This is a genomic window from Streptomyces flavofungini, from assembly GCF_030388665.1.
In the GTDB taxonomy this organism is placed as follows: domain Bacteria; phylum Actinomycetota; class Actinomycetes; order Streptomycetales; family Streptomycetaceae; genus Streptomyces; species Streptomyces flavofungini_A.
Genome location: NZ_CP128846.1, coordinates 6,238,465 through 6,261,871 on the forward strand (window position 1 = coordinate 6,238,465; position 23,407 = coordinate 6,261,871).

Annotated in this window: 17 protein-coding genes and 1 tRNA gene; 13 read left to right on the forward strand and 5 right to left on the reverse strand. The window is 72.5% G+C overall.

Translation table 11 applies throughout. The annotated features are described in order from the left end of the window. Positions 1-76 precede the first annotated feature (76 nt). The 3 genes from QUY26_RS26485 (at position 77) to QUY26_RS26495 (ending at position 2,043) form a co-directional block, all read left to right on the forward strand. The gene (locus QUY26_RS26485) at positions 77-1,540 is read left to right on the forward strand and encodes an MFS transporter (RefSeq protein WP_436840409.1); all 1,464 of its coding nucleotides are present in this window, start codon (positions 77-79) and stop codon (positions 1,538-1,540) included. Positions 1,541-1,629: 89 nt separating this feature from the next. Beyond that, the gene (locus QUY26_RS26490; RefSeq protein WP_289950853.1) at positions 1,630-1,806 is read left to right on the forward strand and encodes a hypothetical protein; all 177 of its coding nucleotides are present in this window, start codon (positions 1,630-1,632) and stop codon (positions 1,804-1,806) included. A 3-nt stretch (positions 1,807-1,809) separates the two neighbouring features. Then, positions 1,810-2,043, forward strand: a complete 234-nt coding sequence (locus tag QUY26_RS26495; protein WP_016643127.1) for a hypothetical protein — start codon at positions 1,810-1,812, stop codon at positions 2,041-2,043. A 16-nt stretch (positions 2,044-2,059) separates the two neighbouring features. Here QUY26_RS26495 and QUY26_RS26500 read toward each other — a convergent pair whose 3' ends face one another. Next, positions 2,060-3,331: a glycosyltransferase 87 family protein gene (locus QUY26_RS26500; RefSeq protein WP_289950866.1), complete on the reverse strand. Its 1,272-nt coding sequence runs from the start codon at positions 3,329-3,331 to the stop codon at positions 2,060-2,062. Positions 3,332-3,445: 114 nt separating this feature from the next. Here QUY26_RS26500 and QUY26_RS26505 point away from each other — a divergent pair. Further along, positions 3,446-3,518 (forward strand) — tRNA-Ala (locus tag QUY26_RS26505). 178 nt (positions 3,519-3,696) lie between these two features. Here the strand turns inward: QUY26_RS26505 and QUY26_RS26510 are convergent. Both QUY26_RS26510 and QUY26_RS26515 read right to left on the reverse strand, forming a co-directional pair. Beyond that, positions 3,697-5,289 carry an NADH-quinone oxidoreductase subunit NuoF family protein gene (locus QUY26_RS26510; RefSeq protein WP_289950868.1) on the reverse strand — a complete coding sequence of 531 codons (1,593 nt, stop codon included), beginning with the start codon at positions 5,287-5,289 and terminating at the stop codon, positions 3,697-3,699. After that, positions 5,286-6,674, reverse strand: a complete 1,389-nt coding sequence (locus QUY26_RS26515; protein ID WP_289950871.1) for a cytochrome b/b6 domain-containing protein — start codon at positions 6,672-6,674, stop codon at positions 5,286-5,288. Before QUY26_RS26515 ends, QUY26_RS26510 begins: the two co-directional genes overlap by 4 nt. A gap of 393 nt (positions 6,675-7,067) precedes the next feature. Here QUY26_RS26515 and leuS point away from each other — a divergent pair, with 393 nt between their 5' ends. The 7 genes from leuS to QUY26_RS26550 all read left to right on the forward strand — a co-directional run bounded on the left by leuS (position 7,068) and on the right by QUY26_RS26550 (position 18,766). Beyond that, positions 7,068-9,989, forward strand: a complete 2,922-nt coding sequence (gene leuS, locus QUY26_RS26520) for a leucine--tRNA ligase (protein ID WP_289950873.1) — start codon at positions 7,068-7,070, stop codon at positions 9,987-9,989. A 459-nt stretch (positions 9,990-10,448) separates the two neighbouring features. Continuing rightward, complete coding sequence (locus tag QUY26_RS26525; RefSeq protein ID WP_289950875.1) at positions 10,449-11,246, forward strand: hypothetical protein; 798 nt, start codon at positions 10,449-10,451, stop codon at positions 11,244-11,246. A 142-nt stretch (positions 11,247-11,388) separates the two neighbouring features. Next, on the forward strand, positions 11,389-12,234 hold the full coding sequence (locus tag QUY26_RS26530) for a DegV family protein (protein WP_289950876.1): 846 nt from the start codon (positions 11,389-11,391) through the stop codon (positions 12,232-12,234). 685 nt (positions 12,235-12,919) lie between these two features. Beyond that, entirely contained in the window at positions 12,920-13,915 is a 996-nt protein-coding gene (locus tag QUY26_RS26535; RefSeq protein ID WP_354670706.1) for a ComEA family DNA-binding protein, read from the forward strand. A gap of 539 nt (positions 13,916-14,454) precedes the next feature. Next, positions 14,455-17,112 (forward strand): ComEC/Rec2 family competence protein, encoded by a 2,658-nt coding sequence (locus tag QUY26_RS26540; protein ID WP_289950880.1) that lies wholly within the window; start codon positions 14,455-14,457, stop codon positions 17,110-17,112. A gap of 165 nt (positions 17,113-17,277) precedes the next feature. Next, the gene (locus tag QUY26_RS26545) at positions 17,278-17,742 is read left to right on the forward strand and encodes a hypothetical protein (RefSeq protein ID WP_289950882.1); all 465 of its coding nucleotides are present in this window, start codon (positions 17,278-17,280) and stop codon (positions 17,740-17,742) included. A gap of 142 nt (positions 17,743-17,884) precedes the next feature. After that, the gene (locus tag QUY26_RS26550) at positions 17,885-18,766 is read left to right on the forward strand and encodes a YceI family protein (RefSeq protein WP_289950883.1); all 882 of its coding nucleotides are present in this window, start codon (positions 17,885-17,887) and stop codon (positions 18,764-18,766) included. 7 nt (positions 18,767-18,773) lie between these two features. On the opposite strand, the gene QUY26_RS26555 is transcribed toward QUY26_RS26550, so the two are convergent. Further along, positions 18,774-19,019 carry a hypothetical protein gene (locus tag QUY26_RS26555; RefSeq protein ID WP_289950884.1) on the reverse strand — a complete coding sequence of 82 codons (246 nt, stop codon included), beginning with the start codon at positions 19,017-19,019 and terminating at the stop codon, positions 18,774-18,776. Positions 19,020-19,167: 148 nt separating this feature from the next. Between QUY26_RS26555 and holA the strand changes: the two genes are divergently transcribed. Continuing rightward, positions 19,168-20,154 carry a DNA polymerase III subunit delta gene (gene holA / locus QUY26_RS26560; protein WP_289950886.1) on the forward strand — a complete coding sequence of 329 codons (987 nt, stop codon included), beginning with the start codon at positions 19,168-19,170 and terminating at the stop codon, positions 20,152-20,154. A gap of 593 nt (positions 20,155-20,747) precedes the next feature. Here holA and rpsT read toward each other — a convergent pair. Further along, a complete protein-coding gene (gene rpsT / locus QUY26_RS26565) occupies positions 20,748-21,008 on the reverse strand; it encodes a 30S ribosomal protein S20 (protein WP_289950888.1) in 261 nt (86 codons plus the stop codon). 201 nt (positions 21,009-21,209) lie between these two features. Between rpsT and lepA the strand changes: the two genes are divergently transcribed. Continuing rightward, positions 21,210-23,075: a translation elongation factor 4 gene (lepA, locus tag QUY26_RS26570; protein WP_289950890.1), complete on the forward strand. Its 1,866-nt coding sequence runs from the start codon at positions 21,210-21,212 to the stop codon at positions 23,073-23,075. Positions 23,076-23,407 lie beyond the last annotated feature (332 nt).

Genomic DNA, 23,407 nt, shown 5'->3' on the forward strand with positions numbered 1-23,407 from the left:
GGCCTTGCCAGGTGCTGCCAGTACCAGCATCAGCGGGCTCTCACTACCTGTACTCGCCCGCGACCACGCTCGGGGCATGACGACTACGACCCCAGCCGCGGCGACCTCCGCCCCAACTCCTCGATCCAGTAAAGCCCCCGGCACTGACATCCGCCCCGGACGGCTGCTCGCGGCCGTGCTCACCGCCCAGTTCATGGCGCTGCTCGACGTGTTCATCGTCAACGTCGCCGCGCCCACGATCCGCGAGGAGCTGCACGCGTCCGGCGCCGGACTGCAACTCGTCATCGCCGGCTACACCATCACGTACGCCGTCCTGCTGATCACCGGCGCGCGCCTCGGCGAGCGGCTCGGCCACCGCCGCGTCTACCTCATCGGGCTCGCCGTCTTCACGGCCGCCTCCCTCGCCTGCGGGCTGAGCCAGAGCACCGGCCAGCTGATCGCGTTCCGGCTCCTGCAGGGCGCGGGCTCCGCCGTCCTCATCCCGCAGGTGCTCAGCCTCATCCAGCGGAACTTCACCGGCGAGGCCCGGATGAAGGCCCTCGGCGCGTACTCGGCGGTCCTCGCCACCGGTGCCGCCGCGGGACAGGTCGTCGGCGGTCTCCTCGTCAGCGCCGACCTCTTCGGCACCGGCTGGCGGCCGGTGTTCCTGGTGAACGTGCCGGTCGGCGTGGTGCTGCTGTTCGTCGCCGCCCGCGTGCTGCCCCGTGACGACCGCGCGGACGCGGGCCGGGCGCGCGGGCTCGACCTGCCCGGGCTCGTGCTGCTCGGCGCCGCCGTATCGGCGTTCACGGTGCCGCTGGTCCTCGGTGAGCAGGAGGGCTGGCCGCTGTGGACCTGGGTGTCCCTCGGGGCCGCCGCCGTGCTCGCCGTCCTGTTCGGCGGGTACGAGGCGCGGCTCGCCCGGCGCGGCGGGGCGCCGCTGATCTCGCCGCGGGTCCTGCGGGTGCCGGGCATGGGGCTCGCCGTGTTCCGGCTCGCCGCGGTGATGGCGGTCAACTCCGGGTTCCTGTTCGTGCTGTCCCTGCACGTGCAGGGCGGACTCGGCTACAGCGCGCTGCGCGCGGGCCTGACGTTCGCCCCGTCCGCGATCGTCTTCGGAGTGGTCGGTCTGACCTGGCGCAAGTGGCCCGCGGCCCTGCAACGGGCGCTGATCCCGGGCGGGTTCGCGCTCTCGGCCCTGTCGTTCGTCGCCACGGGCCTGCTGCTGCGGGACGGCGGCGACGGCGGGCTGTGGCTGTACGTGCCGTTCGTCGTCGGCGGAATCGGCCTCTCGCTCGGGTTCAGCCCGACCCTCACGCGCGCGCTCGCGACGGTGCGGCCCGAGGACGCGGCGGACGCCAGTGGCTTCCTCGCCACCGTCACCCAGCTCGGACAGCTCACCGGCGTCGCGGCCTTCGGCGCGGTTTTCCTCGCCCGGATTGAGTCACAGGGGGCTCCTGGGGCGTATTCATCGGCGGACGCGCTCCTGGTGAGCTTCTACGCGCTCGCCGCGGCGGCCGCCCTGGGGGCCGTGTCCGGACTGGTACGCATGCGTCGCTGACCGTCTCGCCGAGGTCGTGGCAGAATCGACCGGGCCGGAAGGGGAATGCACCAAAGCGCCGACGGTGACCCGACGGGAGGGAGAGCGCGATGCCTGCGAGCATCCTCGAAGAGGCCGGGGGCCTCTTCGACGTGGCGGACATACAGCTCGGCGATGCCACGCTCCTCCACTGCCCTTCCTGCGGTTCGGCCCACGTGGCTCAAGTCCTCGGTGACAACGGCGGAGTCAGTTACGTGTGCACCGCCTGCGGCCACAGCTGGAGCTGATCGATGGGTGCACACAGGCGTAAATGCGACTGGTGCGGCAGCGGTACGCCGATCGTCCGCGACATGGAACCGGTCAACCCTGACTACCAGTACTGGTGCGAGGAGTGCGCGCGGGCGCTGATCATAAAGGGCGACCCCATCGAGACGTACCGCGAACTCGAAGGGGAGCCGATCTACGGCCGCCTGCTCGACGAGCACTGCACCCTCAAGCGCTTCTACTCGTTCGCCACCGCCTGAGCCGTCCGCTCCCGCCTCAGGCGCCCGAGAGGGCCCTTGTGCGGCCGTCCCGCCCGCTCGCGCGGTCGGCCCGATCCCGTCGCGGACGTCCCAGAGCGACGGCCGCGGCGACGGCGAGAAAGCCGAAAGCGGCCAGCGGATAGACCGCTGACAGCGTCATCTCGCCAAAGTTCTGGTCGAGTTCAGGCCGCCCATGGCGGTGGGGCACCCACCACAGCGCGTACGAGCAGAACGCAAGGCCGAGGCCGCCCGCCGCCACCCACCGCCCCCGCCCGCCCCACCGCTCCGCACGCGTCCACAGCAGCAGCGCCATCGGCACGCACCACACCCAGTGGTGCGACCACGACACCGGGCTGACGAGCAGCGCGGTCGCCGCACAGGCGACCGCGCCCCAGGCCCGCTCCCCGCGCGCCGCCGCCACCACCGCCACGGCGAGCCCGGCCACGCACACCCCCGCCGCCCCGACCGCCCACCAGGCACCCGGCTCCGGGGTGTGCAGCAGCCGCGCGAGCACCCCGCGCACCGACTGGTTCGCGGTGTTCTCCACCCGCCCGGCCCGGTCGGCCTCGAAGATCACCCGGGTCCAGAAGTTCCGGGAGTCCTCCGGCAGCACCACGGTCGCCGCCAGCGTCGCCCCCAGGAACGCGGCGGCGGCCACGCACGCGTGCCGCACGGCGGGCCGCCACGCACTCCCTCGCGCCCCCGCCACGGCACCCACCAGAAGCAGGAAGAGCGCGAAGAGACCGGGCGTCAGCTTGATCGCAGCGGCGACCCCGATGCCCACCCCCGCCCACCGGTGGTCCGGACGCCGCGTGAGGCCCCACAGCACCAGCACGGCGAGCAGCAGATTCACCTGCCCGTAGCGCAGCGTCGTCCACACCGGCTCCGCCCAGACAGCCGCCGCCGACACCCACAGAGCCGTCTCCACGCGCGCGTGGCGCTCGGCTCCCACCAGCCTCAGGGAGAGCCGTACGAACACGAACAGGAGCAGCAGGTTCCCGAGCGTGACGATCGGGCGCAGCTCCGCCAGGTCGAGCAGCGTCAGCGGCGTGAACAGCAACGCCGCGAACGGCGGGTACGTCATGGGCAGGTCGTACTCGGTGGCACGCAGCGCGTAGAGGTCGACGCCCGCGCGCGCGGCCATGCCCTCCGCGCGGTAGACCGACAGGTCGATCATCGAGACCTGGGCCGTGCGCTGAGCGGCCCAGAAGAGGACGAAAGAGAGCACGCAGACCCCGGCGGCCAGGGGCACACGGCGGCGGACGACAGCGGTGGCGATCGCGGACACGTGGCCGGACCGTAGTGACCTCGGGTGTCCGGGACGGAAACGATTTGGTGGACCACGGGGGTGACCGTGTAATGTTTGCGGAGTCGCCGGGGAAACCGGGCGGAACAGCAGCAAGGGGCTATAGCTCAGTTGGTAGAGCGCCTGCATGGCATGCAGGAGGTCAGGAGTTCAATTCTCCTTAGCTCCACAGTAGATGAGCGGGCCACCCGGATCGGGTGGCCCGCTTTTTCGTGTTCCCCGGGGCCCGCTCTTTGCGCGCCCCGGGCGTGTACGAGGTGACCTGAGGCACGCACCCCAGGTCCCTCCGTACAGGGCGTTCAGCTACTTCTCGCCGCGCTCACAGCCCTCACTGCCTCTCGCCGCCCTCACCGGCCGCTGCCGAGCGCCCTGCGCCCGCGGCCCCGCGGCAGCATCGGCAGACCCGCCGACGGCGGCTGCGCCGGGATCGCCGCCGGAGCCTCCTCGATGCGCAGGGCCAGCGCTGGACAGCGGCGCACCGCGCGCTGGGCGCGCGCTTCGGAGTAGCGCGGCACCGCGGCCTCCGCGACCGCAGGGAAGCCGTCCGGGCCCAGCTGGATCAGCTCGGGCACGATGTCCGCGCACAGGCCGTGGCCCTGGCACAGCGTCCAGTCGACGGCGAGCTTGCGGCCGCTCGACGCCTCCCCCTGGGGACTGTCGTCCTGGAGCGGCAGGACGCCCTCCACGGGACGCCCGCAGCCGTCGCCCAGGACGTGCGCGGCGAGATCGTCCGTGAACGCCGCGATCGTCGACTCCAGGAACGCCGCCGAGCCGTCCGGATGCTTGCACGCGCCCCGCCGCTTCACCGCCCGCGTCACCTCGCGCAGCGCCTCCAGAGCGGTGGGCCCGCCACCGTCGAGGACATCGGCGAGCCCCCGCGCGGCGGCGGGGAGACCCAGATAGCAGGGCCCGCACTGGCCCGCGCTCTCCGCCGCCAGCCAGTTCGCCACGTGCAGGGCCTCACCCAGCGGACACGTGCCCGGGCCGAGCGGCAGGATCGCGCCCGCGCCGAGCGCGCCCCCACAGGCATCCAGGGCCGCCCGGGACACGACCGCGTCGTGCGCGGTGACCGCGTCCAGCCACTTGCCGTGATAGCCGCCCGTGAGGACGCCCTGCGGCAGCGGGGGAGCGCCGGCGAGCTGCAGAACGTACCGGAGGGGCACGCCCGTTGGGACCTCCAGGACCATCGGCCGGGCGACGGCTCCGGAGAGGGTCAGCAGTACGGTGCCCGGCTCGTCGCGCAAGCCCGTGCGCCGGTAGCGCTCCGCGCCGATGCGGGCGGCGACGGCCAGCTGCGCGAAGGTCTCCGCGTTCGACAGGAGCGTCGGCGCGCCGCCCACCCCGGAGTCGGACGTACGCGCCTTGCGCCCCGGAGGCAGCGGCGGCCCGCCGTCCGCGGAGCGCACCAGGGCCGAGGACTCACCGGTGACCATGCGCACGGGATTGCGCTGCACGCGCGCGCGGAGCACCGATCCGCGCCGGTTGCTCAGGCCGCGCTCGGCGAGCGCCGCCTGCATCGAGGCCTCCGTGGAGTCCCGTGTCACGCCGACGACGAGCGTGCGCGCGCCCAGCGCCTCCGCGGCGAGCAACGCGCCGTCCAGGATCAGGTGCGGGGCACGGTTGATCAGCACGGTGTCCTTGCGGCACGCGGGCTCGTCCTCGCTGCCGTTGATGACGACCACGGGCCGCACACCCCGCCGGATCGCGGCCTCCGCGACGGCCCGCAGCTTCTTGGCGAACGGGAAGCCCGCGCCGCCGCGGCCACGCAGCGAGATCTGCTCCGCCAGCGTGGCGAGCTGCTCGCCGGCGACGGGCTCCAGCGGGCCGTGCACCTTCAGGTGCATCGCCAGGTCGAGCCGCTCGACCAGGTCGAAGCCCGAAGTCAGCAGCGGAAGCCCGACCACACGGACTTCGGGGACATCGGGCAGGGACGCGTTCACTTGCCTCCTCCGGTGGGGGCGTGCCAGGGCTCGCCGGTGCTGGGCGCCTGGAAGGGGCCGGGCAGCTGTTGGGTGGCGGGGCCGTCGTCGTACACGGGGTCGTGGACGGGCGGGTGGTAGGCGGGCAGGGGATCGTGCACGGGCGGGTGGTAGGCGGGCTGGGGTCCGGTGTCGTACGAGGTGCCGTACGGGTCGGTGTCCCCGGAGCCGAAACCCCTGTCTCCGTAGTCGTGCTGTGTGTCCAGGGGGTCGTGTCCGCTCGCTACGGAGTCGTGGCCGTCGTCCGGGGAGGCGTGCGGGAACGCGGCCGTGGGGGCCTCGGCAGGAGGGGGCGGGGAGGGGGCGGGCCAGCGGGGGGCCACGGTGGGCAGGACCTCGGTCGGCTGGAGGTCCAGGGGCAGCGACGCGTCGGGGTCGGAAGGGGCGGCCAGCGCGCGGTAGGCGGCGGCGATGCCGACGACCGGGGGCTGGTCGGGCGAGGTGGCGGCGCGGCCCGACGCGGTGCCGGGCAGCGGTGCCGACGCGGTGTCCCGGGTGGGTGTCGGGGCCTCGCGGCGGCGGGAGCGGTCGGGCGTCGGCCGGTCGTCGGGTTCCAGGAGGGCGAAGATCCGGGCGGCCACCTTGCGCTTGACCGGACGCGGCGCCGCGCGCAGTGCCACCGCTCCGGCGACCGCGACCAGACACAGGCAGTACAGGGCCATCACCCACGGCTTCGGCGGGCGGCCCGCGTACAGGCCGTGGAGCAGGGCCGCGCACCAGGCCGGGTAGGCCAGCATGTGCAGCGCGCGCCACCGGGACGCGACCTGGACCGGTGAGGCGAAGGCGCTGCGCAGGGCGCCGGTGACACTGGTGGTGATCATCAGGAGCCCGGCGAGGGAGCCCAGGCCGATGAGCCCGTCCCCACCCGTGAAGCCGAGGCCGAAGGGCACCAGGGCGCCCACTACGGAGACATGGTCCAGGGCGAGCTTCACGGTGGCGTGCAGCAGCAGGAAGCCCACGGACGCGATTGCCGTGGCCCGGTGCACGGCCTGGGCGAGCAGCCGCTGGCGCGAGCGCAGGAAGAGCCGGTCGGAGGCGACCAGGCCCCACATCACCGACGCCGTCAGGGCGACCAGGGACAGGACGCCGGTGGTGAAGTCGAGGGCGGCGCGGAAGTCGTCACCGCCCGCGAACACGAGCAGGGGTATCAGCAGCAGCGCGGCCGTGGTGACGATGCCGCGGGCCGCTCTGCTCGGCGCGCGGACCCTGGGGAACGCGGGCGGTGCGGGCGGCGGGAAGGGCGGCGGAGCGGGGGAGGAACGCTGCGGCGAGGGGGAGCGTCGCGGCGGTGTCGCGGAGGGTGTGGGACTTCCGCGGCTCTTGCGGTGCGGGTTCAGAGGGTTCATGGGGGCGACTCCGAAATGGTCCGGTCGCCGCATGCTAAGTCGAGCCATACCGATGGGTACGTGGTTTGAGTTATTGCGTTGTTATCAAAGCGCGACTCGATCTTGGTGTTGCCCCGATAGTGGGTGGTACGCGGAGTAACCCTTGGCCATGGGTGGGTTCTTCGGGGCCGCCCGGGATACGGACAAAGCGCGTCGCCCGGCTCCGGAGCGCTGCGGTACCCTGACGCCATGCGTGCCGTACGCCTTCTGCTTAGCGGGCCGCGCTGATCAGTCCCGACCGCCCAGTGAGCGCGGTCGGAATCGGCGCGGCGTCCCCTCCTGTGCGAGGGGCATTTTTATTTGGCCGTCCGGCCATTTCCGCAGGCAGAGACGATCGATGGAGCTTTGAGGACCATGAGCGAGACGAATTCCTCCGCCACTGCTGAAGGCGCGGCGGGCGCGGGAGGCGCCACCGCCGCCGAGGCGGCGGCCCCGCACCGCTACACGGCCGCCCTGGCGGCCGAGATCGAGGCGCGCTGGCAGGACTTCTGGGACGCGAACGGCACGTACGAGGCACCCAACCCGAGCGGCGACCTGGCCGGCGACCCGGCCCTGGTCGAGCGCCCCAAGAAGTTCATCATGGACATGTTCCCGTACCCCTCGGGTGCGGGCCTGCACGTCGGCCACCCCCTGGGCTACATCGCCACCGACGTCTTCGCCCGCTTCCAGCGCATGACGGGCCACAACGTCCTGCACTCCCTGGGCTTCGACGCCTTCGGCCTGCCCGCCGAGCAGTACGCCGTGCAGACCGGCACGCACCCGCGCGTGTCCACGGAAGCCAACATCGAGAACATGAAGGCCCAGCTGCGCGCCCTGGGCCTGGGCCACGACAAGCGCCGCTCCTTCGCGACGATCGACCCGGACTACTACAAGTGGACCCAGTGGATCTTCCTGCAGATCTTCAACTCCTGGTACGACGACGAGGCGAAGAAGGCCCGCCCGATCGCCGACCTGATCGCGCAGTTCGAGAGCGGTGAGCGCGCCGTACCGGGCTCCACGCGCGCGTGGAGCGCCCTGGACGCCAAGGAGCGCGCCGACGTCCTGAGCGGCTTCCGCCTGGCGTACGCCTCCGACGCCCCCGTCAACTGGTGCCCGGGCCTGGGCACCGTCCTGGCGAACGAGGAGGTCACCGCCGACGGCCGCTCCGAGCGCGGCAACTTCCCCGTCTTCAAGGCCAAGCTGCGCCAGTGGAACATGCGCATCACGGCCTACGCCGACCGCCTGCTGGACGACCTGGACGCGCTGGACTGGCCCGAGGCCATCAAGCTGCAGCAGCGCAACTGGATCGGCCGCTCCGAAGGCGCCCGCGTCGACTTCCCCGTCGGCTCCGAAGGCGACGCCATCACCGTCTTCACCACCCGTCAGGACACCCTGTTCGGCGCCACCTACATGGTCCTGGCGCCCGAGCACGAGCTGGTCGACACCATCGTCCCGGCCGCCTGGCCCGAAGGCACCCACGACGTGTGGACGGGCGGCCACGCCACCCCCGCCGAGGCCGTCGCCAAGTACCGCGCCTTCGCCGCCGCCAAGTCCGACGTCGAGCGCCAGGCCGACGCCAAGGAGAAGACCGGCGTCTTCACCGGCGCGTACGCGACGAACCCCGTCAGCGGCGAGCAGGTCCCGGTCTTCATCGCCGACTACGTCCTGATGGGCTACGGCACCGGCGCCATCATGGCCGTCCCCGCGCACGACTCCCGCGACTTCGCCTTCGCCCGCGCCTTCGAGCTGCCGATGCGCTGCGTGGTCGAGCCCTCCGACGACCGCGGCACCGACCCGTCCACGTGGGACGACTCCTTCGACTCCTACGAAGCGAAGATCATCGGCTCCTCCGGGGACGAGGTCAGCCTGGACGGCCTGGTGGTCGTCGAGGCCAAGGCCCGCATCACCGAGTGGCTGGAGCGCAAGGGCATCGGCCGGGGCACCGTCAACTTCCGCCTGCGCGACTGGCTGTTCAGCCGCCAGCGCTACTGGGGCGAGCCCTTCCCGATCGTCTACGACGAGGACGGCGTGGCCCACGCGCTGCCCGAGTCCATGCTGCCCCTGGAACTGCCCGAGGTCGACGACTACAGCCCGCGCACCTTCGAGCCGGACGACGCCGACACCCAGCCGGAGACCCCGCTGTCCCGCAACGAGGACTGGGTCAACGTCACCCTGGACCTGGGCGACGGCTCCGGTCCGCGCCGCTACCGCCGCGAGACCAACACGATGCCCAACTGGGCCGGTTCGTGCTGGTACGAACTGCGCTACCTGGACCCGCACAACGACCAGCAGCTGGTCGCCCCCGACGCCGAGCGCTACTGGATGGGGCCGCGCGAAGGTCAGCCCACCGGCGGCGTCGACCTGTACGTCGGCGGCGCCGAGCACGCCGTACTGCACCTGCTGTACGCCCGCTTCTGGTCCAAGGTCCTGTTCGACCTGGGCCACATCTCGTCCGCCGAGCCGTTCCACAAGCTGTTCAACCAGGGCATGATCCAGGCGTACGTCTACCGGGACAGCCGCGGCTTCCCGGTCCCCGCCACCGAGGTCGAGGAGCGCGACGGGAAGTTCTTCTTCGCGGGCGAGCCGGTCAAGCGCGAGCTGGGCAAGATGGGCAAGTCCCTGAAGAACGCCGTCACTCCGGACGAGATCTGCGAGGAGTACGGCGCCGACACGCTGCGCCTGTACGAGATGGCGATGGGCCCCCTGGACGTCTCGCGCCCCTGGGACACCCGAGCGGTCGTCGGCCAGTACCGGCTGCTGCAGCGCATGTGGCGCCTGATCGTCGACGAGGCCACCGGCGAGGTGACCGTCTCCGACGCCGAGCCCGACGAGGGCACCCTGCGGGCGCTGCACAAGGCGATCGACGGCGTGCGCCAGGACCTGGACGGCATGCGGTTCAACACCGCCATCGCCAAGATCACCGAGCTGAACAACCACCTGACCAAGGCCGCGGGCCCCGTGTCGCGCTCTGTCGCCGAACGCCTGGTGCTGCTGGTCGCGCCGCTGGCCCCGCACATCGCCGAGGAGCTGTGGCGCAAGCTGGGCCACACCGACACGGTCGTCCACCAGGACTTCCCGGTCGCCGACCCCGCGTACGTCGTGGACGAGACCGTGACCTGCGTCGTGCAGATCAAGGGCAAGGTCAAGGCCCGCCTGGAGGTCCCACCGGCCATCTCCGACGAGGAGCTGGAGAAGGCGGCCCTGGGCGACGAGCGCGTGGTCGCCGCGCTGGCGGGCGCGGGCATCCGCAAGGTCATCGTGCGGGCGCCGAAGCTGGTGAACATCGTTCCGGCGTGAGGGGCGATGCGGTCCGACCGGGGGTGGTGCGGTCGGGCCTGGGTGATCGGTCCGGTGTGATCGGTCCGGTGTGATCGTTCCTGGGGCCGGTCCTGTGTGATCGGTGAGCGGCGGGTCCTCGAGGGGGCCCGCCGCTTCTGTGCGTGGCGGTCGGCTGGTGGTGGTCGGTGGTCGGTGGGCGGTGGTCGATGGGGGGCGGCTGTGTGCCTGGCCGGTCGGTGGCGTACCTGGGCCGGGCGCCAACTGCGGGTCGGGTGACGCGCATCGGGGTAGTCCCCTACGGGCAGCTTGGGGGTTCCGCTGGAACCCTCGGAAGGCTTGCTGCGTTTACCGTGGAGAGGACGGCGGGAACAGCGCCGTCGGCAGCACTTCGCGCCGCCCCGCCCCGTACCGCCGTGGACCGACAACCGCCGCAGGCCGATTCGCCAGACGGATTCGCCAGGCTGAAGGAGAAGCATCGTGGAAGCCGTGATCGCAGTGGTCGCGCTGCTCTTCGTGCTGTTCCTGGCGCTGGGGGCGTATGCGGTGGTCAAGGCGGTCGGAGCGGCCCGACGCGGCATGGACCGCACGATCACGCAGGCCCGCCGCACGGTGGAGGACACCACCCTGCGCGCGCGTACCTTCGCCCAGCCCGGCGCCGTCGGCGAGCTGGCCCAGCTGCGGCTGCGCCTGCGCACCTCCATGAGGGCCACCCAGGACTCGCTGCGCGCGGGCGTCGCCGAGGACTCCTCGCTGCACGAGTCCCTGGCGCTCTTCCAGCGCCTCAGCGCCCACGGCCACGAGCTGGACGACGACCTCAAGCGCCTGGAGCGGGAGCCCGACCGGATCGAGCTCAGCCAGCGCCTGCCCGCCCTCAAGGAGCGCACCGAGCAGATCGTCAAGGCTGCCGACTCACTCCGCTGGGCGGCCCGCGACCGCGCCCACAAGTTCGCGGACGACGACCTGGACCTGCTCAGCGAGCAGATCGACATGGAGGCGGGCGCGCTGCGGCACTGGACGGCCGGACCGTCCGACGACCAGCCCCTCACCTCCTGGTCCGACCCCGCGACGCCCCAGCGGACCGACGAGGCGAAGACCGCGTCCGGCAGCACGGCCGACCTGAACAAGCCGTCCCGGCCGCAGGCGTCCGCCCGCGCGGCCGAAGGGGACCACGCCGACCGCTCCTCCCAGGAGCCGACCAGGCCCGCCATCACCCCGCCGAAGCAGCAGCCGACGTACCCCTGGCAGAAGAAGCCCAAGCCCGAGAGCACCACCTGACCCGCGGAGTCCGCCACCGAGGCCACGGCGCGGGCCTGCTCCCTCGGCCTGCCCGAAGCCCCGTCGGAAGCACGTCGCCCCCGCCGCCCGCGTGCAGGGGTCGGACTGCCGCACCCGGGTTCCTGCGGGTAATCTCCAGCTCATGTCCCGCCATGTCGCGATCGTCACCGATTCAACGGCCTACTTGCCGCAGCGGACGATGGAGCGGCACGGCATCACCGCGGTGCCGCTGACGGTCGTACTCGGCCATCGGGCGCTCGAAGAGGGCACCGAGATCTCCGCCCGCTCCCTCGCGCTGGCCCTGCAGAAACGCCACCCCGTGACCACCTCGCGCCCCAGCCCCGAGGTCTTCGCCCAGACCTACCGCAAGGTCGCGGAGGCGGGCGCCACCGGCATCGTCTCGCTCCACCTGTCGGCCGAGTTCTCCGGTACGTACGACGCCGCCGTCCTCGCCGCCCGTGAGGCACCTGTGCCGGTCCGCGTCGTCGACACCGGCATGGTCGCGATGGCCCTCGGCTTCTGCGCCCTCGCCGCGGCCGAGACCGCCGACGCGGGCGGCACCATGGACGAGGCGGTGTCGGCCGCGGAGAAGCGGGCCGCGGCGACGTCCGCGTACTTCTACGTCGACACCCTCGACTACCTGCGCCGCGGTGGCCGCATCGGCGCGGCCCAGGCGCTTCTGGGCTCCGCACTCGCCGTGAAACCGCTGCTCGCGCTGGACGACGGCCGCATCGAGATGCTGGAGAAGGTCCGCACGGCGTCGAAGGCGATCGCCCGTCTCGAGGAGATCGTGATCGAGCGGGCCGGGGCGCACGACGTGGACATCGCCGTGCACCACCTCGCGGCGCCCGAGCGCGCGGCGACCCTCGCGGACCGCCTCCACGACCGCGTCCCCGGCCTCGTCGACCTGCACGTCAGCGAGGTGGGCGCGGTGATCGGGGCGCACACCGGGCCCGGGCTGCTCGGGGCCGTGGTCTCGCCTCGGTGAGGCGGTCTCGTCGGGGTGGGGTGCTCTTGTCGGGGTGGGGTGCTCTTGTCTCGGTGAGGCGGTCTTGTCTGGGTGAGATGGTCTTGTCTGGGTGAGGCGGTCTTGTCTGGGTGAGGTGATCCCGCCTTGGTGGGGTGATCTCGCTGTGGTGGGGCTGATCTCACTTCTGCGCGGGCGAGGTTCACTCGTGCGAGTGACGGAGTTATCCACAACTGCTGGGTAATCCCCGGGAATTGAGCAAGATCAACAAGTTTCCGTGGCGGTGCCTAGCGTTTTCGGCATGGGACTTCGATCAGCTTCAGAGGCGGTAGGCGGCGGCCCGGCGGGGTCGCTGGAGGACGGTTCGGAAGGCTCGCCGCGCGGCGGCCCGGGGCGGGTGCCGGGCTCGGAGGACGGGCCGACGCAGGAACACCGCGTGGCTGTGGGGCACGTGACGCGGCGCCACGCTCGCCGCCGCGCCCGACGCAGGCGCGCGGCGGCGGAGGCCGTGCGGCTGCGAGCTGAGGCGCTCTTCGCCGAGCCGGGCGTGAGGGGAGGAGGGCGAGGGCGGGCTCCGACGCTGCCTGTGGGGTCTGGGCGGGGGAGGGGGGTAACTCCTGCTTGGGGTGGGAGAGTCGGTGAGGCTGGTGCTGGTGCTGGTGCTGGTGCGGCTGACCGTGGCAGTGGTGGGGGTGTTGGGGGTCCGGTGGACCCGGTTCGCCCGGTGGGGCGGGTGGGCGCCGTCGACCCCATCGACCCCATCGGTCCCGCCGACCCCATCGGCCCCGTGGGCTCCGTGGAGTTGGTGGACTCGGGCCGGGTTGGCCCGGCGAAGTCTGCGGGTGGGCCGGATGGCCTGGGTGGGACGGGTGAGGGTTCCGGGGCCGATGCCCGAGTGGAGTCGTCGTGGCGGGTGCGGGCCGGGCTCGCCGTGCGGGAGAGGCTGCCGCTCTGGCTGCGGTTGCGGTGCGGCATGGAGCGGCGGAGCGTCGTCGCCCTCGGCTTGGTCCTGATCGTGACCGCGGTCTTCGCGGCACAGCACTTCTGGACGGGGCGGACACAGCCCGTCCGGGCGCCGGACGTGGTGGGCGAGGCGGCGGGACCCGGCGAAGGGCCGGGACCCTCGCCATCGCCCGGGGCACCGCCCGCACCCGACGGGGAACTCCCGCAGGGCGCGCCGGGCGACGCCACCGGTGCGGGGAGCGGTGCGGGCGCGACGGCGGGCGTCGTCGTGGACGTCAGGGGCAAGGTCCGCAGCCCTGGGGTGCAACGACTGCCGGGAGGCTCCCGCGTGGCCGACGCGTTGCGGGCGGCGGGCGGGGTTCGCCCCGGCACGAAGACGGACGGGCTCAATCGCGCCCGGCTCCTCATCGACGGCGAGCAGATCGTGGTGGGCGGCCCCCTGCCACCGGTGCCGGGTTCGGGGCAGGCCGCCCCGCCGGGCTCCGGCCCGGGACCGACAGCCGGAGGCGCGGCGGCCGGACCGGCAGGGGGCGCCGGCACGGTGACAGGACCCGTGGGGCTCAACACCGCCACCGCCGAGCAATTGGACACCTTGCCCGGGGTGGGCCCGGTCCTGGCGCAGCACATCATCGACTACCGCACGGAGCACGGGGGATTCCGCTCGGTGGACGAGCTCCGGGAAGTGAACGGCATCGGCGAGAAGCGGTTCGCGGATCTGCAGAACCTTGTGCGGCCATGAGGCGCGACCTGCATCAGGGCGGCCCTGGCGCCCTGCACTGGCGTGGCCCTGCTGCCCCACATCGGAGTGGCCCCGTTGGTCGACGTCGGCCTGGCTCTGCCAGCCCGCGCCGGGACGGCTCCGCCGGACCGAGTCAGGGCTGTTCTGCCGAGCCGGGCCAGGGCGGTTCTGCCGAGCCGGGCCAGGGCAGCCGTACCGGCTCACGCCCGGACGGTCCGGCCGACCCGCGCCAGGAGGGTCCGGCCGACCTCCGCCTGGTGCCTCCCGCCCTCGCGGCCTGGGCAGCGGCGGCCCTCGCGCTGGACGCTCCACCCCGCGTGGTCGTGGGCGCCGTCGTGGTCTGCGTGGTGGTGGCCGGGGTGCTTCTGGTGACGTGGACCGCGTGGGCATGCCGGGACGGGCAGACCCGCGCCGGGGGTGTCCACACCCGGACGGGAGCGAGAGCGCCCGCGCAAGCAGCGGAAGGCCGCGCCGCCGCCAGGGGAGGGGGTGTCCGGCCCCTGGGTCTCCGGAGGCGGGGCCGCTTCGCGTGGGGCCGGGTGAGTGTGGCCGCGATCCTGCTGTGCGCGGCGGCGTCGGCTGCCTCGGCCGGGCTGCACGGGGCGGACCTGCACCGAGGCCCGGTGCCCGAGCTGGCTGAGCGGTACGCCGAGGTGACGGCGGAGGTGGAGGTGACGTCGGACCCGCGCCGTACGCGGCCCCGGGTGACGGGAGACCGGGCGGCTCCGCCGTCCATCGTGCTGAACGGGGAGGTCGTCCGCGTGCAGGAGGCCGACGGCACGACGAGCGGGACGCGGGCGCCGGTGCTGGTCATTGTGCGCGAGGACAGGAGGGGCACGAAGGGGGCGCGTGAGCAGCGTGAGCAGGGAGCGAGCGGCAGGCCGGTCGAGCAGAACGAGCCGGGAGGGAGGGGCGAGCCGGGAGAGAGGGGCGACACGGGTTCGCGGTACGGGTTCTGGCGGCCGGAAGGCGGACGCGGCTCAGACGATGCCGAGGGCGCCGAGGACGCCGAGGGCGCTGCCGGAGCCGGAGCCGGAGCCGGAGCCGGAGCCGGGGGCGGGGCCCGGGTCGGGGGCGCTGAGGGTGCTGCCCGTGGTGTCGGTGCTGCCGGTGGCGTCGGCCCCGTCGGAGTCGGCGGCTCGCCGGAAGGTGTAGGCGCCGAGGGTGCGGATGTGCGGCAGCGAGGGTCGCCGTGGCTGGACCTGTTGCCGTCCACGCGGCTGCGGGTGCGGGGGAGCCTGGCGGTGCCGTGGTCGGACGGCGAGCGGATCGCGGCCGTGCTGCGGGTGCCCGAGGGGCAGGCGCCGCAGGTGGTGGGGGCGCCGTCGATGGCGCAGCGGTTCGCGGGGGACCTGCGGGCGGGGCTGCGGGAGGCGACGGACGGGCTGCCGGAGGATGCCCGCGCGCTGTTGCCGGGGCTGGTGAGCGGGGACACCTCGCGGGTGCCGCCGGAACTGGACGAGGCATTCCGGGCGACCGACCTCACGCACCTTCTCGCGGTCAGCGGGGCGAACCTCACCATCGTGCTCGCGCTGCTCATCGGGCCGCCCGGCACGGCCCACCGTGCGGAACGGCGCGGGCTCGCGCCGAGGCTGGGCATCCCGCTGCGCACGACGGCGCTGATCGGCGGCGGCCTGACGCTCGGATTCGTCATCGTGTGCAGACCGGAGCCGAGTGTGCTGCGGGCGGCGGCCTGCGGACTGATCGTGCTGCTGGCCATCGGGACGGGGCGGCGCAGATCGCTGCTGCCCGCGCTGGCAGCGGCGGTACTGCTGCTGGTGCTGTACGACCCTTGGCTGTCGCGGAGTTACGGCTTCCTGCTGTCCGTCCTGGCGACGGGGGCGTTGTTGACGCTGGCGCCGAGGTGGAGTGCGGCGATGCGGCGGCGCGGGGTGCCGGGGCGAGCGGCCGAGGCGCTGGCGGCCGCGGCGGCGGCGCAGGCGGTGTGCGCGCCGGTCGTGGCGGTGCTCGCGGCACGGGTGAGCCTGGTCGCGGTGCCGTGCAACCTGCTCGCGGAGTTCGCGGTCGCGCCGGCCACGGTGCTGGGGTTCGCGGCGCTCGCGGTGGCGCCGGTGGCGATGCCGGTGGCCAAGGTGCTCACGTGGTGCGCGAGTTGGCCGGTGGGCTGGATCGCGGGGATCGCCCGGACGGGGGCGGCGCTGCCGGGGAACGGGATCGACTGGCCGGGCAGTTGGGGCGGTGCACTGCTGCTCGCGGTCGTCACCGCCGTCGTGGTCCTGGCCTGCCGCGGGCTCGCCCGGCATCCGTGGCTGAGCGCGGGCTGCGCGCTGCTGTTCCTGCTGGCGGTCGTCCAACCTCCGCCCCTCACCCGGGTCATCGCGGGCTGGCCACCGCAAGGGTGGCGGCTTGTGATGTGCGATGTGGGGCAGGGGGACGCGACGGTGCTCGCGGCGGGCGAGGGTGCCGGGGTCGTCGTCGACGCGGGGCCCGATCCTGTGCTCGTCGACCGGTGCCTGCGTTCGCTCGGTGTGACGCGGGTGCCGTTGGTGCTCCTGACGCACTTTCACGCGGACCATGTGGCCGGGCTGCCCGGGGTCCTGCGGGGGCGGTCGGTGGGGGCGATCCAGACGACGGGGTTCCAGGAGCCGCCGGGGCAGGCCGAGTTCGTGCGCGGGCAGGCCGCCGGGCGGGGGATCCCCCTGACCCGGGCCGTCGCCGGGGAGCGCAGGCGTGCCGGGCCGCTGGAGTGGCAGGTGCTCTGGCCGCGGCCCGATCCTGGGCCACGGCCGGATGGGCCGAACGACGCCAGCGTCACCCTCCTGGCGCGGATCGCGGGGCTCACCCTGCTCCTGCTCGGCGACCTGGAACCACCGGCCCAGCGGGCCCTGTTGCGCACCCCGGCGGGCGCCGCGCTGCCGCGGGTCGATGTGCTGAAGGTCGCGCATCACGGGTCGGCGTACCAGGATCCGTTGCTGTTGCGACGGGCGGGACCGCGTCTCGCGCTGGTCTCGTGCGGCGCGGACAACCCGTACGGGCACCCGTCACCCCGGACGGTCGCGGCGCTGCGGGCCGGCGGCGCGCAGGTGCTGCGGACGGACACGAGCGGCGCCATCGCGGTGACCGGAGGGCGGGCCGGGGCGCGGACGGAGCCCTCGGAGAGGGGCCGGGGTGCGGGCGAGGACGCCGGCGAGGGCGGGGAGGGGGTGGCCGAGCTGGGGGTGGCGACGCGCAGGTGAGCGGCGGGGAACACACGACACAGGCGCACCCGTTGCCCGGTGCTCGGGGCGGTGCTCGGGGCGGTGCTCGCCAGGCGTAGGCCTGGGTTTGGGCCCGGCTGGGCCGCGCCACCGGGGCACGGGGAGGAGCGCCTGAGAGGGGATGGTTGGCTGTGTATTAGGTGGATGGGCGTGCTGGTCGCGGGGGTAGAGGTGGAGCGGATCACTGAGGAGCAGTTCACGCGGCTGGTTGGGTTCGTGTGGGCGCGGGTGTCCGATGTGGCTCCGCTTCAGGGCGAAGCGCGGCGCGCGGCCGTGGCCCTGCGTCTGGCCGCGCAGAAGCAGATCGCGGCGGTGGTCTTCCACCGGAGCGGTCCGGCTGAGCAGGCCGGTGAGACGGAGCTGCACGCGACTGCTTCGTGGAACCTGCTGGTCGAGTTCGCGCGGGTCTGGGGCGATCATTCGGAGTTCCCGGCCGACGCCGCCGTGGAGACCTTCGACTTCGACTCCGCGTCGCCTCTCTCGGCGGCCCCGGACCGCGAAGCGTCGTGTGAGGGGGCGCGGGCCGCTGCGCCGATGGCCGCGCCAATCGTCCCGGTCGTGCCGGAGGGGAGAGGAGAGAGGGGAGACGGAGTGGGGCTGAGCGGTTAATCGGGTTCATGGGGACAGTGCGGGTGCTTCGGTCAATTCCACAACGTTCTTGCTGAAGTGGTTGCGTTTGCATCGAATGCCGCAACGGTGATCGAATGCCTTTTCGTTGCAGGTGTTGTCAAGGTGTGCGGGGTGTGTCGCAGTGTTCGGCCGTTGGCTGGGAAACCGTTGGGGCCGGGGCGGGCGGTCCGGGCCGCTGTCGGCGATGACGGTGCCGACCGGCGCGGGAGTGCTCAGCTGCCGGGTGCTCGACCCCGTCAACGAGGTGGTGCGGCACGCGGAGCTGTCGGTCAGCGACGCCATGGGCCGCAAGATCGTCAGTGGTGGGACGGACCCGTTCGGGTCGTTCGTCGCGACGGTGCCCGCGGGGGAGTACCGGCTCGCGGTGTCGGCGGAGGGGTTCACGCCGTACCGGGCGAACATCACGGTGGGCGAGGGCGCGCACGCGTCGATGGGGGATGTGACGCTGCAGATCGCGCAGCTTCCCGGGCTGCCGGAGTCCGGGGACTGGGACATCGACCCGCTGCACTCCTCGATCGCGTTCACGGCGCGGCACATCGGGCTCGCGCGGATCCACGGCCGGTTCAACACGTTCGCGGGGGCGATCCGTCTTGCCGAGCGGATGGAGGACTCCGCGATGCACGTCGTGATCGACGCGTCCTCCATCGACACGGCCGTCAAGATGCGCGACGACCATCTGCGGTCGGGTGACTTCCTGGACGTGGCGCGGTTTCCGACGATGGAGTTCTACAGCGACAAGTTCGTGCACAAGGGCGGCGCGCGCTGGGCGATCACGGGAGCGCTGTCGCTGCACGGTGTGACGCGGACGGTCACCCTCGACACGGAGTACCTGGGGGTCGGGCACGGCCTCGAGGGCGAGACGCGGGCCGCGTGCCGGGCGACGACCGAGCTGCACCGCGACGACTTCACGATCACGTGGCAGACGATGCTCGCCCGGGGGATCGCGGCGGTCGGCGCCAGCATCACCATCGAGCTGGACATCCAGGTCCTGCCCAAGGCCTGAGCCTCGGCTAGGGCGCCTCCAGCCAGCCCTCGAACTCGGCTGCCAGCGCGTCCAGTTCCGCCGGGTCCAGGCGGCGCTCGGGGTCCTCGACGACCACCAGCCACTGGGCGTCCTCGGCGTCGTCCTCGCCGGCCAGCGCGTCCCGGACGAGCTGGGGTTCGTCGGGGACGCCGAAGCGGTCGGGGAGTTCTTCGGCGAGCTGCTCGGCGGCGTCGCGGTCGGGCAGCACCAGGACATGTCGTACGTCGGTCACCTGCCCATTCTCCGATACGGCGACGTCGGGCCGTGCCCCGCGTCCGGCTCGGCGGCCCCGGGCCCGGCCCCTCGCTCCCTTCCCGGCCGCGCCCGCCGGACGCCGCTTCGGCCTGAGCTGTCAGTGCTGCGTGGGATGCTTGACCGCGATGGCCAGGAAGAACGCAAACGACAATCCGCTCGCTCCTGTCACGGTCGCCGTGGGGCAGGAGGACCTGCTGCTCGACCGCGCCGTGCAGGAGGTCGTCGCCGCCGCGCGGGCCGCGGACGCCGACACCGATGTCCGTGACCTCACGCCCGACCAGCTGGCGCCCGGCACCCTCGCCGAGCTGACCAGCCCGTCGCTGTTCGCCGAGCGCAAGGTCGTCGTCGTACGCAATGCGCAGGACCTGTCGGCGGACACGGTCAAGGACGTGAAGGGGTATCTGGGGGCGCCTGTCGAGGAGATCACCCTGGTGCTGCTGCACGCGGGCGGGGCCAAGGGCAAGGGGCTGCTCGACGCCGCGCGCAAGGCGGGGGCGCGGGAGGTGGCCTGCCCGAAGATGACCAAGCCCGCGGATCGGCTGTCCTTCGTGCGGGGTGAGTTCCGGGCCCTCGGGCGGTCGGCGACGCCCGAGGCGTGCCAGGCCCTGGTCGACTCCATCGGCAGTGACCTGCGGGAGCTGGCGTCCGCCGCGGCGCAGCTCGTCGCGGACATCGAGGGCACGATCGACGAGGCGGTCGTCGGGCGGTACTACACGGGGCGGGCGGAGGCGTCCAGCTTCACCGTGGCCGACCGGGCCGTGGAGGGGAGGGCGGCGGAGGCCCTGGAGGCGCTGCGGTGGTCCCTGGCGACCGGCGTCGCGCCCGTGATGATCACCTCGGCGTTGGCGCAGGGGGTGCGGGCCATCGGGAAGCTGTCGTCCGCGCGGGGTGGGCGGCCCGCTGATCTCGCGCGCGAGCTGGGGATGCCGCCGTGGAAGATCGATCGGGTGCGGCAGCAGATGCGGGGGTGGACGCCGGAGGGGGTTGCTGTGGCGCTTCGGGCCTGTGCGGAGGCTGACGCGGGCGTCAAGGGGGGTGGGGACGACCCGGCGTATGCCCTGGAGAAGGCTGTCGTCGCCGTTGCTCGGGCGGCTCGGCTTCGGCGGGGGTAGGTCCCCCCTCCGGGGGGCGGGGGTAGGTCTCTCTTCTCCGGGGGCGGGGGTGTCTCTCCCCTCAGGGGCGGGGGTGGGTCGGCACCGCCGGGGTGGTTTGTTCGGGGTTGAGCGCCGTTGCGGCGGGATTTTCTTTCCCCGATCCCGCCCCTTCCCGAAACCGGGGCTCCGCCCCGGACCCCAGGCTCCCCAGGCCCCGGCCCCAGGCTCCAGACCTCAGCCCCCAGGCCTCGCAGACCTCAGGCCCCGGACCCAGCCCAAGACCTTCAGGCCCCGAGACCTTCAGGCCCTGAAACCCTCACACCCCCGAACCCTCACACCCCCGAACCCTCACACCCCCGAACCCTCACACCCCCGAACCCTCACACCCCCGAAACCTCAGACCCCCCAAGACCCTCACACCCCCAAAACCCGAAAAGCCCCGCACGCAGTCCTGGGGAAGGACGGTGTGCGGGGCCTTCGGTCAAGCTCAAGCTCTTCAAGATCCACACCCGCGTGGCGAACGCAGGCCGCGTGTGGATCGGGGTGCCGGTCGGGAGCGGATGAGAGAGGGCCCGCTCTGGTCCTCCCGGCGGTTACATCACTGGTCGGCCTTAGAGGGACGCGGCCTTCGAAGCAAGCGCCGACTTCTTGTTGGCGGCCTGGTTCTTGTGGATGACGCCCTTGGAGACGGCCTTGTCGAGCTGGCGCGTGGCCTCACGGGTCAGCTCGGTCGCCTTCTGGGTGTCACCGGAGGCAACGGCCTCGCGGGCCTTGCGGATCGCGGTCTTCAGCGAGGACTTGACGGCCTTGTTGCGCTGGCGCGCCTTCTCGTTGGTCTTGTTCCGCTTGATCTGGGACTTGATGTTCGCCACGAAAGAGCCTTCTCAGGTTCAGGTACTGCTGATTTCTCTGACATGTGCCACCCGGCGAGAGGGCTGAGAGACACAGCTGCCCACGTTACCAGCCGCCCTGCGACCGGCCCAAACCGATCCTCGCGGCCCACCCGTGGGACGATGGAGGCTACGTATCGATCCGACCCGAGGCATAAGGCGCCTCAAGAGACAGGACCCTGCGTGCCCGCGACCCCTAAGAATGTGCCCGCGCCGAGCCGTACCGACCCGGCTCTGATCCGCAATTTCTGCATCATCGCGCACATCGACCACGGCAAGTCCACGCTCGCCGACCGCATGCTGCAGCTGACCGGCGTGGTCGAGCAGCGGCAGATGCGCGCCCAGTACCTCGACCGTATGGACATCGAGCGCGAGCGCGGCATCACGATCAAGTCCCAAGCCGTGCGTCTGCCCTGGGCCCCGACCGAGGGCCCCGACGAGGGCACGACGCACATCCTGAACATGATCGATACCCCGGGCCACGTGGACTTCACCTATGAAGTCTCCCGTTCGCTCGCGGCCTGCGAGGGCACGATCCTCCTGGTCGACGCGGCTCAGGGCATCGAGGCGCAGACCCTCGCCAACCTGTATCTGGCGATGGAGAACGACCTCAAGATCGTTCCGGTGCTCAACAAGATCGACCTGCCGGCGGCCCAGCCCGAGAAGTTCTCCGAGGAGCTCGCCAACCTCATCGGCTGCGACCCGGACGACGTGCTCAAGGTCTCCGCGAAGACCGGGCTCGGCGTGGAGGCGCTGCTCGACAAGGTCGTCGCCGAGGTCCCGCCGCCGGTCGGCGTCAAGGACGCGCCCGCCCGCGCGATGATCTTCGACTCGGTGTACGACTCGTACCGGGGCGTGGTCACGTACGTACGAGTCGTCGACGGCCAGCTCAACAAGCGTGAGCGGATCCGGATGATGTCGACGGGCGCGACCCACGAGCTCCTGGAGATCGGGACGAACTCGCCCGAGATGCTCGCCGCCGACGGGCTCGGCGTGGGCGAGGTGGGCTACCTCATCACCGGCGTGAAGGACGTCCGCCAGTCCAAGGTCGGTGACACGATCACCTCCCTGCACAAGGGCGCCACGGAGCCGCTCGGCGGCTACAAGGACCCCAAGCCCATGGTCTTCTCGGGGCTCTATCCGCTGGACGGCTCGGACTACCCGGAGCTGCGCGACGCCCTGGACAAGCTGCAGCTCAACGACGCCGCGCTGGTGTACGAGCCGGAGACCTCCGCCGCGCTCGGCTTCGGCTTCCGCGTCGGCTTCCTCGGCCTGCTGCACCTGGACGTGATCCGGGAGCGCCTGGAGCGCGAGTTCGGGCTCGACCTGATCGCCACCGCCCCCAACGTGGTCTACCGCGTGATCATGGAGGACGGCACCGAGCACGTCGTCACCAACCCGAGCGAGTTCCCCGAGGGCAAGATCGACGAGGTGTACGAGCCCGTCGTGCGGGCGACCATCCTCGCCCCGTCCGAGTTCATCGGCTCGATCATGGAGCTGTGCCAGAACCGGCGCGGCACCCTGCTCGGCATGGACTACCTGTCCGAGGACCGCGTCGAGATCCGGTACACCCTGCCGCTCGCGGAGATCGTCTTCGACTTCTTCGACCAGCTGAAGTCCAAGACGCGCGGGTACGCCTCGCTGGACTACGAGCCCACGGGCGAGCAGTCCGCGCAGCTCGTCAAGGTCGACATCCTGCTGCACGGCGACAAGGTCGACGCGTTCTCGGCGATCACGCACAAGGACGCGGCGTACGCGTACGGCGTGCGGCTCGTGGCCAAGCTGCGCGAGCTGATCCCGCGGCAGGCCTTCGAGGTGCCCGTGCAGGCGGCCATCGGCTCCCGGGTCATCGCCCGCGAGACCATCCGCGCCATCCGCAAGGACGTCCTCGCCAAGTGCTACGGCGGTGACATCTCGCGCAAGCGCAAGCTGCTCGAGAAGCAGAAGGAAGGCAAGAAGCGGATGAAGATGGTCGGCTCCGTGGAGGTCCCGCAGGAGGCCTTCATCGCGGTGCTGTCCAGCGACGAGGGCTCCGGCAAGAAGAAGTAGCGGAAGCGGCCCTCGCGCCGCGTACGCCAAGCGGCCCTCGCGCCGCGTGCGCCAAGCGGCCCTCGCGCCGCGTGCGCCAAGCGGCCCTCGCGCCGCGTGTGCCACGAGCCCGCGACGGGAGACCGCCACGAGCCCGCGCCACGAGACCGCGACGCGAACAGAGCGCCCGCCCGGCTTCCGGGTGGGCGCTCTGTCCGTACGGCGTCCGTGCCAGGCCCCGGGGCACCCCCGCCGTGGCCTCACCGGACGCACCGGGCCGACGTGAGGAGGAACCCGCGGGAAGTGACAGGCGGCAGACCCTTACGCACATGGCGTCCGGCCTTTACTCTGAT